Here is an 11,440-nt window from a genome sequence, read left to right on the forward strand (position 1 = left end):
TCGCTTCCAGCGTAAGCCTCAGCCCGCCGTCGGCGTGGTCCGCGCCGTGCGCGTCCCGGAGGGGAACAGGCTCAACCGGTGCGCCACCGCGGCTGCCTCGCCCCTGCCCGAGACGCCGAGCTTGGCCAGGATGTTGGAGACGTGCACGCTGGCCGTTTTCGGGGAGATGAAGAGTTCCTCGGCGATCTGGCGGTTGGTGAGGCCGTTGGAGACCAGGCGGAGCACGTCACGTTCGCGGGAGGTGAGGCCGAGGGCCTCGACGGGGTCGGCGGACGGCTTCGGCCCGGAGGCCGGGGCCAAACTGAGGCGGGCGCGCTGGGCGAGGAGGGCGATGGCGTCGGTGAGGGGGCGGGCGCCGAGGTGGTCGGCGACGGCGTAGGCGAGGCGCAGCAGCTCGGTGACGCGGTCGCGGTGGTCCGCGGCGTCGGTGGCGAGCAGCGCCTCGGCGAGACGGTGGCGGACGCGGGCCAGGTCGTAGGGGCGCTCCAGTTGCTCGAAGGCGGTGACGACCGGCGTCCAGGTTTCGGCGTCGGCGCTGCCCTCGACACGCTGGAGTTCGGCGCGGACCCACTGCTCGTGGGCGAGCCAGATGGGTGCCTTGGTGCTGAGCGTCTTGGCGGCGTCGAGGATTCGGTCGAGCGTCTCGGCGCGGCCCTGCTCGGCGGCGGGCAGGGTGCGGGCGTCGGCCTCGGCGGTGGCGGCGGCCACCAGCAGGGGCCAGCCGTACTGATGGGTGCCGGGCGGGGTGCCGGCGTCCAGGGCGGCGTTGAGTTCGGCGCGGGCGTCGAGGAGGCGGCCTTCCGAGGCGGCGATGCCGACGGCTATGGCGGCCATGGGCAGCCACTGCTGAGGCATGGGATCGTGCGAGCCGAACGCGGCCTGGGCGGCCTCAAGTTGGCGTTTCGCCTCGGCCACCTCGCCCCGGCCCAGGGCGAGTTGCGCCAGGCAGATGGCGCCGGAGCCCTGGGGCTTGGCGTTGCGTCCGTGCCGGAACACGTTCCGCGCGGCCCGCGCGGCCTCCTGCCAGCGGCCGAGGTTGCCCAGCGACTCGGAGAGGTTGGACCACGCCCAGGCCTCGGTGTCGAGAAGGCCGGACCGCCGGGCGAAGGCGGTGCCCTCCTCCAGGATCGGCGTTGCCTCCCGGGAGCGCCCGACGGCTTCGAGTCCGGCGGGCAGGTTCACGTACGCGCGTCCGGCGACATAGGGGAAGCCCTCCTCGAGGGCCCGTTCCTTGACCTCGTACATTTCGGCGAGTCCCGCCTCGGTGTTGCCCGCGTCGGCGATAAGGCTGCCGAGGGTGAGGCGGGCGTTCAGCTCTATCTCGCGGGTGCCGACCATGCGCGCGTACTGCACGGCCCGCTCGGCGGCGGCGAGCGCCTCGGGTCCGGGCTGGTGCAGCATCGACCAGTTGGCGACGTTGGTGAGGACCTCGGCGTGCACCTCGGAGGGCGGCAGGCCGCGCAGGAGGTCCTGCGCGGTGGCCAGTTCCTGCCAGCCGTCGCCCCGGGCCAGTGCCTGGACGAGCCGGGAGCGCTGGGTCCAGAACCAGGCGGCGCGCAGCGGGTCGTCCTCGTCGTCCAGGATTCTCAGCGCACGCCGGATGATCTTCAGAGCGCGTTCGCGTTCGCCGCAGAAGCGGCCGGCGACGGCGGCCTCGGCCATCAGGTCGAGATAGCGCAGCGGGGTGGTCGCGGGGTCGCAGCCGCAGGGAGGGTAGGAGGCGGTGTAGTCGACGGGGCGCAGCCCGGCACGCACGTCCGCGGGGGCGGCGTCCCACAGCTCCATCGCGCGTTCCAGGAGCCGCAGTTGTTCCGAATAGGCGTCGCGGCGGCGGGCGGCGACGGAGGCGGCGAGGACGGCGGGCAGGGCCTTGGCGGCGTCGTTCGCCTGGTACCAGTAGCTGGCCAGGCGGGTCACGCGCTGGTCGGCGGGGACGAGGCTCGGATCGGCCTCCAGGGCTTCGGCGTAGCGACGGTTGAGGCGGGAGCGCTCGCCGGGCAGCAGGTCGTCGCCGACTGCCTCGCGGACCAGGGAGTGGCGGAAGCGGTACCCGTCGCCCGTGGGGGCGGCGAGCAGGATGTTGGCGTTCACCGCCGCGCGCAGCGCCTCGATGAGGTCGTCCTCGGCGAGCCCGGCGACGGCGGCCAGCAGCCGGTACTCGACGGTGGAGCCGCCCTCGGCGACGATCCGGGCGACCCGCTGGGCGCTCTCGGGCAGCGCCTCGACACGGACCAGGAGCAGGTCGCGCAGCGAGTCGGTGAGGCCGTTGCAGGAACCCTCGTGGGCGGCGACGGCGAGTTCCTCGACGAAGAAGGCGTTGCCGTCGGAGCGTTGGAAGATCGCGTCGACCCTGGTGGGTTCGGGTTCGGCGGCATGGATGCCGGCGATCTGGCGGGCCACTTCCTCGCGGTTGAAGCGGGGCAGCTCGATGCGCCGGACCGTGCGCAGCCGGTCGAGTTCGGCGAGCAGGGGGCGCAGCGGGTGGCGGCGGTGGATGTCGTCGGAGCGGTAGGTGGCGAGGACGACGAGGCGGCCGGTGCGCAGGGTGCGGAACAGATAGGCGAGCAGATGGCGGGTGGAGGCGTCGGCCCAGTGCAGGTCCTCCAGGGCGACGACGACCGGGCGGCAGGCGGCGACGCGCTCCAGAAGGCGGGCGGTGAGCTCGAAGAGGCGGGCCATGCCCTCCTCGTCGTGGCGGCTCGCGCCCGATTCGCCCAACTCGGGCAGCAGCCTGGCCAGTTCTTCCTCCTGGCCGGCTGCCGCGGCGGCCAGCTCAGCGGGCAGCTCACGGCGCAGTGCGCGCAGCGCGGTGGAGAACGGGGCGAAGGGCAGCCCGTCGGCGCCGATCTCGACACAGCCGCCGAGCGCGACCACGGCACCCTTGCCGACGGCCGCGGTGGCGAACTCCTCGACGAGGCGGGTCTTTCCGACCCCGGCCTCACCGCCCAGCAGCAACGCCTGCGGCTCGCCCGCCGCGGCACGGGTGAGCGCGTCGTTCAGCGTGTCCCATTCCTCGGCGCGGCCGACGAACACCGGACTGACGGACCTGGTCTCCACGCCCCCGAGCATCGCACGGGGGTCCGACAACTCGGCACCGGTATTCGGCAGGGGACGCGGCGCCCGCGCGCGCCTTTCGCGGGCGCCGGTCTCCTCACGTGCCGCGGCTGCGGGGCGGCGGCGGCCGGCCGCCCGGTCCCCCGCCGCCCCGCGCGTCGGCGGCCCCCCGTTCCCGGCCGCGCTCATGAGGCCCCCGCTCTCCGTGCTCACGCGACCCGTGGCGGCCGGTGCCGTCGTGGGCTGCGGGTATGCGACTCGCTCTGCGCGGTGTGGGGCGCGGTTTCGTGACGGGCGGCGCGGGCGAGGCGCACCGCCTCGCGCGCCCTGCGCTCGTGCGCCGCCCGGCGCAGCAGATCGGCGGAACGCGCCTGGGACAGCTCGTACTCGAACATCTCGTCTCCCCTGGAGATCCGGTGGGTGTCATCGCTTGCCGCGATGCCTCCACCTTCGTCTCCCAGGGGGGGTCCGCCACATCGGGAGAGTTCCGCATCTTGCGAGGCGGGCGGAACCTCAGACGCGTGTGAGGGGTCTTAGGGTGCGCGTAAGTGCCTTACGCGCACCCTAAGACCCCTCAGTAACTGCGGGGTTCAGCCCGTGGCGGGCAGCCCGAGCAGGACGCCGGTGTACTTCAGGACGGCAAGGAGCAGGCCGATCACGCCGAGGGCGACACCGCCCCAGGCGACCGACTTGATCCACGGCGCCTGAGGCCTGCCGGGGGTACCGAACGCGGGGCGGGCCAGGACCACGACACCGGCGATGAGTGCGGCCAGGGCGAACGCACCGGCCCACAGGGCGTTGGCGGCCCAGGCGTCGCCGTAGCCCTCCTTGACCATCGTCGCGACGTCGGCGGACTGCGAGGTCTGCATCTGGCCGATCAGCGACTCGCGCGCGGAGGCCACGGTGCCGACCCAGCTGCCGGTGAGCGAGACGACGCCGAGCGCGGCGGACACGACGGCACCGGCGCCCTGGCCGACGCCCGTGGGGCCGCTCTGCGCGGCCTGGACCGCTTCGGGCCGCTCGTCACCGTCCTCGGCGGCGGGGTTGCCGCCGTCCGCGGTGCCGTCCTCCGTGGCGGTGACGGCCGCCGTCCCGACCTGTTCCTCGTCGGTCTTCGCCCCGGCCTCGGTGCCGGTCTCGGCGGGGGTCTCGTCAGTCTTTGTTCCCATGCCCCGCACCGTACGGACGCTGTCTGAGAGGTTCCTTAATGATCGCTGTGAGCGTCACGCGCGCGTGTCGCTGTGAGCGTCACGCGCGCATGCCCCGGCCCACTCCGGCGCCAGTACCGCCCAGATCTCGTAGTCCTGCCGCACGCCCCGCCAGGGGAAGGTCTCGCGCAGTACGCCCTCCCGGGTCATGCCCAGCCGTCGCGCCACGTTGATGCTGGCGGTGTTGCCGGACGCCGCGTGCCATTCCACGCGGTGCATGCCGCGCTCGCCGAACGCCCAGTCGATCAGTACCCGGGACGCGCGCGTGACGAGGCCGCGTCCGGTGGCCGCCGGCTCCAGCCAGCAGCCGATCTCGCAGACCCCGGTGGCGGCGTCGAAGACGCGGAAGAGGACGCCGCCGGTGAGCTTGCCGTCCAGCCAGACGCCGTGCAGGGAGCCGGTGTCGGCGGCGCGCTTGTCGGCGTACGACTGGAGGAGCCCACGGGCCGAGTCGAGGTCGGTGACCTTGGAGCCGAACGGGATGTGCTGGGTGATGAAGTCCCGCCCACGGTCGAGGTGCGCGAGGAACTCCTCGGCGTGCCACGGCTCCAGGGGGCGCAGTCGGGCTCCGTCGTCACCCAGGGATATCGCGTACATCCGAACGCCGCTCCTTCTCCAGTAGGTCCACGACGTCCGTGAGCTTCTCACGTTCGGCCTCGACGTCCGGGAGATTTTCCTGCGCGGTCCGGCACTCGGGCGGCTCGATGCTGATCCGGGGCAGGTACTTGTCGAGCCGGCGGGGCAGCCACCAGTTGGCGCCGCCGAGCAGGTGCATGAGGGCGGGGACCAGCAGTGTGCGGAGCACGAAGGCGTCCAGGGTGACGGCGGCGGCCAGGGCGATGCCGAACATGGCGATCACACGGTCGCCACTGAGCACGAAGGCGAGGAAGACCGAGATCATGATGACCGCGGCCGAGTTGATCACCCGGCCGGTCTCGGCGAGGCCGATCCGGACGGCCCGCCGGTTGTCACCGGTCTCCAGCCACTCCTCGTACATCCGGCTGACCAGGAAGACCTGGTAGTCCATGGAGAGCCCGAAGAGCACCGACACCATGATCACGGGTAGGAAGGGCTCGATCGGGCCCGCGCGGCCGAGGCCGAGCAGATCGCTGCCCCAGCCCCACTGGAAGATCGCGACGACCACCCCGAACGAGGCGGCGACGGCGGCCACGTTCATCGCGGCGGCCTTCAGCGGTATGCCGACGGACCGGAAGGCGAGCAGCAGCAGCACACAGCCGAGGCTGATGACGACACCGATGAACAGCGGCAGCTTGTCGACGATGACCTCGGCGAAGTCGTCGTAGCCGGCGGTGACGCCGCCGACGTGCACGTCGAGCGAGGTGCCGGCCTCGGCGCGTGGCAGCGCCTCGGTGCGCAGCCGGTCGACGAGTTCACTGGTGCTCGCGGACTGCGGGGACGACTCGGGTACGACGGTGAGGTACGCGGTGCGGCCGCCGGAGTCGAACATCACCGGGGCCACGGCGGCGACGCCCTCGGTGCCGCGCAGGGCGCTGCCGAGGCTGTCGGCGGCGAGCCGGTCCTCGGCGCCGTGGATCTTGGTGACGAGGGTGAGGGGGCCGTTGACGCCGGGTCCGAAGCCCTCGGCGAGGAGGTCGTACGCCTGCCTGGTCGTCGTCGACTCGGGGTTGTTGCCCTGGTCGGAGGTGCCGAGGCGGAGCGAGAGTGTGGGCAGGGCGAGCAGGGTGATCACCGCGAGCGCGACGGCGCCGAGCTTCTTGGGGTGCCGTTCGACGAAGGCGGACCAGCGCGCGGCGAACCCGGTGGGCAGCTCGGGTTCGGGGCCGTGCTCCTCCAGCCGGCGTCGTTCACGGCGGCTGAGCGCGCGCATCCCGGCGAAGGACAGCAGTGCGGGCAGCAGGGTCACGGAGGCCGCGACGGTGAGCAGCACGGTCAGCGAGGCCGCTATGGCCACGCCGTTGAGGAAGCCGAGCTGGAGTATCAGCATCCCCAGCAGCGCGATGCAAACGGTCGCACCCGCGAACACCACCGCCCGTCCCGTGGTGGTGACGGCCGCGGTGGCCGCCTCGGGCACGCCCAGGCCGCGCTTCAGTCCGCGCCGGTGCCGGGTGACGATGAAGAGCGCGTAGTCGATGCCCACGCCGAGCCCGATCAGCACGCCCAGCACGGGCGCGAAGTCGGCCACGGTCATGGCGTGCCCGAGCAGCGCGATCCCGGCGTACGCGGTGCCGACGCCGACCAGCGCGGTGGCGATGGGCAGCAGGGAGGCGATCAGCGAGCCGAAGGCGACGAACAACACGACCGCGGCGACCGCCACGCCGACGATCTCGGCGACATGCCCGCCGGAGGTGTCGGTGACCCCGAGGGCGGTGCCGCCCAGCTCCACCTGGAGCCCGTCCGCCTCGGCGTCCTCGGCGATGGCCACGACGGCCCTGGCCTGGGACTCGGCGATGTTCTCGGGCTGGGCGCCGAAGGCGACGGTGGCGTACGCCGTACGGCCGTCCTCGCTGATCTGGGCCGCGCCCTGTCCGTCGTACGGGCTTACCACGGTCGCCACGCCGGGCAGTTGGGCCATGGACTGGAGCGCGCGGGTCATCGTCTGCTCGACGTCGGCGGCGCGGACCGTCCCGGACCCCGTGTGCCAGACGACCGTTCCGGCGGCGCCGCCCAGGTCGGGGAAGCCCTCCTTCAGCAGCTGCTGTGCCCTGTCCGACTCGGTGCCGGGGACCTGGTAGTCGTTCGAGTACGCCGTTCCGGCCACGGCGGCGGCCGCGGTCACCCCGCCGAAGGCGAGTAGCCACAGGAGAACCGTGGCCAAACGGTTCCGAACACACCACCTGGCGAGGGCTGCCACGAACGTGCTCCCAAGATATGACTTGTGGATCTTTGACCGGGAACAGTCGTCCATGTACTGAACAGCCCGCAAAGAACGCATGAGCAATGCCCAGCCACTGTTACAGGGAGAATTGATCGTTGGGTGATTTCGTGCGCTTATTCACAGGAATGGGAGGCAGCTCACAGGACACTCGCTTGAACTCTGTCGCCCGTCAGTCCACCTGGTCTCCGAACGCCATCACCATCACTCCACCGACCAGCAGCCACAGCGCCCGCCGGGTGCGCCCCCGCGACCCGAGCACCGCGGCACCCGCGCAGACGGCCGCCCCGAGGGCGTAGGCGGCCGGTACGAGCGCCGGTGCGGCGTCCATGGCCCGCAGTACGGACGCCGCCGCCCCTACGACCGCCAGAAGCCCGCCCGTTCCGATGGCGGCCCAGCGGGCCCGCCGCGCCTCCCCCACCGCATCGCCGGCGTCTTCTGCGGCCGCGGTGGCCTGCTCGGCCTCGGCGGGGGCCTCGGCAGTCTCGGGGGGCGTCTCGGAATCAGCACGTCCGCTCATGGCGGGCGAGCGTAGCGGGCTCGCAGCTGCGCAAATGACGGGGGGCGCGGCAAGATCGCCACGCCCCCCGATCAACACGGTGGATCAGCCTTCGCCGACGCCCAGCTTCTGAAGGATCAGCTCCTTGACGCGGGCCGCGTCGGCCTGCCCCCGGGTGGCCTTCATGACCGCGCCGACCAGGGCGCCGGCCGCCGCCACCTTGCCGCCGCGGATCTTGTCCGCGATGGCCGGGTTGCCGGCGATGGCCTCGTCGACGGCCGTGCCGAGGGCGCCTTCGTCGGAGACGACCTTCAGGCCACGCTTGTCGACGACCTCGTCGGGAGTGCCCTCGCCCGCGAGGACGCCCTCGATGACCTGGCGGGCCAGCTTGTCGTTCAGGTCGCCGGTGGTCACCAGCTCGGTGACGCGGGCGACCTGGGCGGGCGTGATCGCCAGCTCGTCCAGGGCCTTGCCCGACTCGTTGGCGCTCCGGGCCAGTTCACCCATCCACCACTTACGGGCGGACGCGGCGTCGGCGCCGGCCTCGATCGTGGCGACGATCGGGTCCAGCGCACCGGCGTTGAGAATCGCCTGCATCTCGGTGCCGGAGATGCCCCAGTCGTCGCGGAGCCGGTTGCGGCGCACCAACGGCAGCTCGGGGAGCCCACCACGCAGCTCCTCGACCCACTGGCGGGACGGGGCGACCGGGACCAGGTCGGGCTCCGGGAAGTACCGGTAGTCCTCGGCCTCCTCCTTCACGCGGCCCGAGGTGGTGGATCCCGTGTCCTCGTGGAAGTGGCGGGTCTCCTGCACGATCGTGCCGCCGGACGACAGCACGGCCGCGTGCCGCTGGACCTCGAAGCGGGCCGCGCGCTCCACGGACCGCAGCGAGTTGACGTTCTTCGTCTCGCTGCGCGTGCCGAACTTCTCGGCACCCTTGGGCATCAGCGACAGGTTGACGTCGCAGCGCATCTGGCCCATCTCCATGCGGGCCTCGGAGACGCCGAGCGCACGGATCAGTTCGCGCAGCTCACGGACGTACGCACGGGCGACCTCGGGAGCGCGCTCGCCCGCGCCGACGATCGGCTTGGTGACGATCTCGATCAGCGGGATGCCGGCGCGGTTGTAGTCGAGCAGGGAGTGGGACGCGCCGTGGATACGGCCGGTGGCGCCGCCGACGTGCGTCGACTTGCCGGTGTCCTCCTCCATGTGCGCGCGCTCGATCTCCACGCGGAAGGTCTCGCCGTCCTCCAGCTGCACGTCGAGGTAGCCGTTGAAGGCGATCGGCTCGTCGTACTGGGAGGTCTGGAAGTTCTTCGGCATGTCCGGATAGAAGTAGTTCTTCCGGGCGAAGCGGCACCACTCGGCGATCTCGCAGTTCAGCGCGAGGCCGATCTTGATCGCGGACTCGACGCCGGTCGCGTTGACGACCGGGAGCGCGCCGGGCATGCCGAGGCAGACGGGGCAGGTCTGGGTGTTCGGGTCGGCGCCGAGCGCGGTCGAACAGCCGCAGAACATCTTGGTCCTGGTGCCGAGTTCGACATGGACCTCAAGGCCCATGACGGGGTCGTACGACGCCAGCGCGTCCTCGTACGACACCAGGTCGGTCGTGGTGGTCACGGTGAAAACTTCCCTCTCAGCCCAGCAGGACGTCGTCGTCGCCCAGCCGCTTCAGCTCGCGGTAGAGCATGGCGAGGCCGGTCACGACACCGGCGGCGGTCACGACGGCGTCGACGAGCCGCAGCGTGTCACTCTCGGCGCGCGCCTTCTTGATCTGCTTGGCCACGCCGATCGCGCCGAACGCGGTGGCGGCCATGGACAGGTACGTACCGGACTTGGACTTCTTGAAGCCCTTGGCCTTGGTCAGTGCACTCACAGCGACGGAGCCTCCTCCAGAAGCGGGTGTCCCCACTTTTCCACGAGGGCGGCCTCGACGGCGGCGCCCACCTTGTAAAGGCGGTCGTCCTTCATCGCCGGGGCGATGATCTGCAGCCCGACCGGCAGGTTGTCCTCCGGGGCGAGACCGCAGGGCAGCGACATGGCCGCGTTGCCCGCCAGGTTGGTCGGGATGGTGCAGACGTCGTTGAGGTACATCGCCATCGGGTCGTCGATGCGCTCGCCGATCGGGAAGGCGGTGGTCGGCGTCGTCGGGGAGACGATCACGTCGACCTGCTCGAACGCCTTCTCGAAGTCCTGCGTGATCAGCGTGCGGACCTTCTGGGCGCTGCCGTAGTAGGCGTCGTAGTAGCCGCTCGACAGGGCGTACGTGCCGAGCATGACGCGGCGCTTGACCTCGGGGCCGAAGCCCGCCTCGCGGGTCAGGGAGGTGACCTCCTCCGCCGAGCGCGTGCCGTCGTCACCGGAGCGCAGGCCGTAGCGCAGACCGTCGAAGCGGGCGAGGTTGCTGGAGCACTCGGACGGGGCGATCAGGTAGTACGCCGACAGGGCCAGGTCGAAGGAGGGGCAGTCCAGCTCGACGATCTCGGCGCCCAGTTCCTTGAGCAGCACGATCGACTCGTCGAACCGCTGGATGACACCGGCCTGGTAGCCCTCGCCGCGGAACTGCTTGACGACGCCGACGCGCATGCCCTCGACGCTGCCGTTGCGGGCGGCCTCGACCACCGGCGGGACCGGGGCGTCGATCGAGGTGGAGTCCATCGGGTCGTGCCCGGCGATCACCTCGTGCAGCAGCGCCGCGTCCAGGACCGTACGGGCGCAGGGCCCGCCCTGGTCGAGGGAGGACGAGAACGCCACCATGCCGTAGCGCGAGACGGCCCCGTAGGTGGGCTTCACGCCGACCGTGCCGGTGACGGCGGCCGGCTGGCGGATCGAGCCGCCGGTGTCGGTGCCGATGGCGAGCGGGGCCTGGAAGGAGGCGAGCGCGGCGGAGGAGCCGCCGCCGGAGCCACCGGGGATGCGGGTCAGGTCCCAGGGGTTGCCGGTGGGCCCGTACGCGCTGTTCTCGGTCGAGGACCCCATGGCGAACTCGTCCATGTTGGTCTTGCCGAGGATGACCACGTCGGCGTCCTTCAGACGCTTGGTGAGGGTGGCGTCGTACGGCGGGATCCACCCTTCCAGGATCTTGGAACCGACCGTGGTCGGGACGCCCTCGGTGGTGAAGATGTCCTTCAGCGCCAGCGGTACGCCGGCCAGCGGGCCGAGCTTCTCGCCGCGCTCGCGCTTGGCGTCGACGGCACGCGCCTGGGCGAGTGCGCCCTCGCGGTCGATGTGCAGGAAGGCGTGGACCTTCTCGTCGACGGCCTCGATGCGGGCCAGGTGGGCCTCGGCGACCTCGACGGCCGTGAGCTCGCCGGAGGCGATCCTCGCCGCGGTCTCGGCGGCGGTGAGGGTGATGATTGCGTCCGTCATGCGGGTTACTCCTCCCCCAGGATCTGCGGCACCTTGAAACGCTGCTGCTCCTGGGCCGGGGCGCCGGACAGCGCCTGCTCGGGGGTGAGCGAGGGGCGGACCTCGTCCGGGCGCATGACGTTCGTCAGCGGGAGCGGGTGCGAGGTCGGCGGTACGTCTTGGTCGGCGACCTCGCTGACGCGGGCGACCGCGCCGATGATGTCGTCCAGCTGGCCGGCGAAGTGGTCGAGCTCTTCGGGCTTCAGCTCCAGACGCGCCAGCCGGGCGAGGTGGGCGACCTCCTCGCGCGTGATGCCAGGCATGCAGCGATCCTCTGGGGTGAGTGTGAGTGGTTTGGGCCCAATCCTATGGGGCGGGGGCGCCTACCTGTTATCCACTCACGACCCGCACCCGCCACACACCATGACCCGGCGGACGCGTACGCGATTGTCACCCTCTGCACTTACTGTCGATTCA

Annotated in this window: 10 protein-coding genes; all 10 read right to left on the reverse strand. The window is 71.7% G+C overall.

The features are described 5' to 3' along the window. Window positions 1–18: 18 nt before the first annotated feature. The 10 genes from AB0O67_RS22680 to gatC all read right to left on the reverse strand — a co-directional run bounded on the left by AB0O67_RS22680 (window position 19) and on the right by gatC (window position 11,286). Window positions 19–3,069: an AAA family ATPase gene (locus tag AB0O67_RS22680; RefSeq protein WP_365452787.1), complete on the reverse strand. Its 3,051-nt coding sequence runs from the start codon at window positions 3,067–3,069 to the stop codon at window positions 19–21. A gap of 194 nt (window positions 3,070–3,263) precedes the next feature. Then, window positions 3,264–3,449, reverse strand: coding sequence for a hypothetical protein (locus AB0O67_RS22685; protein WP_365452763.1), 186 nt, complete (start codon window positions 3,447–3,449; stop codon window positions 3,264–3,266). A 195-nt stretch (window positions 3,450–3,644) separates the two neighbouring features. Beyond that, window positions 3,645–4,223: a hypothetical protein gene (locus tag AB0O67_RS22690; protein ID WP_365452766.1), complete on the reverse strand. Its 579-nt coding sequence runs from the start codon at window positions 4,221–4,223 to the stop codon at window positions 3,645–3,647. Between the two features lie 54 nt (window positions 4,224–4,277). Further along, entirely contained in the window at window positions 4,278–4,859 is a 582-nt protein-coding gene (locus tag AB0O67_RS22695) for a GNAT family protein (RefSeq protein ID WP_365452769.1), read from the reverse strand. Then, window positions 4,837–7,095, reverse strand: a complete 2,259-nt coding sequence (locus AB0O67_RS22700; RefSeq protein ID WP_365452772.1) for an MMPL family transporter — start codon at window positions 7,093–7,095, stop codon at window positions 4,837–4,839. The genes AB0O67_RS22695 and AB0O67_RS22700 overlap by 23 nt, the downstream gene beginning before the upstream one ends. Window positions 7,096–7,288: 193 nt before the next feature. Continuing rightward, window positions 7,289–7,636, reverse strand: coding sequence for a hypothetical protein (locus AB0O67_RS22705; protein WP_365452775.1), 348 nt, complete (start codon window positions 7,634–7,636; stop codon window positions 7,289–7,291). An 84-nt stretch (window positions 7,637–7,720) separates the two neighbouring features. Next, window positions 7,721–9,235: an Asp-tRNA(Asn)/Glu-tRNA(Gln) amidotransferase subunit GatB gene (gatB, locus tag AB0O67_RS22710; protein WP_365452778.1), complete on the reverse strand. Its 1,515-nt coding sequence runs from the start codon at window positions 9,233–9,235 to the stop codon at window positions 7,721–7,723. 16 nt (window positions 9,236–9,251) lie between these two features. Beyond that, on the reverse strand, window positions 9,252–9,491 hold the full coding sequence (locus AB0O67_RS22715; protein WP_365452781.1) for a hypothetical protein: 240 nt from the start codon (window positions 9,489–9,491) through the stop codon (window positions 9,252–9,254). Then, a complete protein-coding gene (gatA, locus tag AB0O67_RS22720; RefSeq protein WP_365452784.1) occupies window positions 9,488–10,984 on the reverse strand; it encodes an Asp-tRNA(Asn)/Glu-tRNA(Gln) amidotransferase subunit GatA in 1,497 nt (498 codons plus the stop codon). Before gatA ends, AB0O67_RS22715 begins: the two co-directional genes overlap by 4 nt. Window positions 10,985–10,989: 5 nt before the next feature. After that, complete coding sequence (gene gatC, locus AB0O67_RS22725; RefSeq protein WP_004925108.1) at window positions 10,990–11,286, reverse strand: Asp-tRNA(Asn)/Glu-tRNA(Gln) amidotransferase subunit GatC; 297 nt, start codon at window positions 11,284–11,286, stop codon at window positions 10,990–10,992. Between the last annotated feature and the right edge of the window lie 154 nt (window positions 11,287–11,440).

Source organism: Streptomyces sp. NPDC086077 (assembly GCF_040686175.1).
Lineage (GTDB): Bacteria > Actinomycetota > Actinomycetes > Streptomycetales > Streptomycetaceae > Streptomyces.

What these genes read in the sequence shown, in the direction of transcription:
- AB0O67_RS22685 (WP_365452763.1), bottom strand. Translation starts at nt 3,449, where the DNA reads ATGTTCGAGTACGAGCTGTCCCAGGCGCGTTCCGCCGATCTGCTGCGC.
- gatA (WP_365452784.1), bottom strand. Translation starts at nt 10,984, where the DNA reads ATGACGGACGCAATCATCACCCTCACCGCCGCCGAGACCGCGGCGAGG.
- AB0O67_RS22690 (WP_365452766.1), bottom strand. Translation starts at nt 4,223, where the DNA reads ATGGGAACAAAGACTGACGAGACCCCCGCCGAGACCGGCACCGAGGCC.
- AB0O67_RS22680 (WP_365452787.1), bottom strand. Translation starts at nt 3,069, where the DNA reads ATGCTCGGGGGCGTGGAGACCAGGTCCGTCAGTCCGGTGTTCGTCGGC.
- gatC (WP_004925108.1), bottom strand. Translation starts at nt 11,286, where the DNA reads ATGCCTGGCATCACGCGCGAGGAGGTCGCCCACCTCGCCCGGCTGGCG.
- AB0O67_RS22695 (WP_365452769.1), bottom strand. Translation starts at nt 4,859, where the DNA reads ATGTACGCGATATCCCTGGGTGACGACGGAGCCCGACTGCGCCCCCTG.
- AB0O67_RS22705 (WP_365452775.1), bottom strand. Translation starts at nt 7,636, where the DNA reads ATGAGCGGACGTGCTGATTCCGAGACGCCCCCCGAGACTGCCGAGGCC.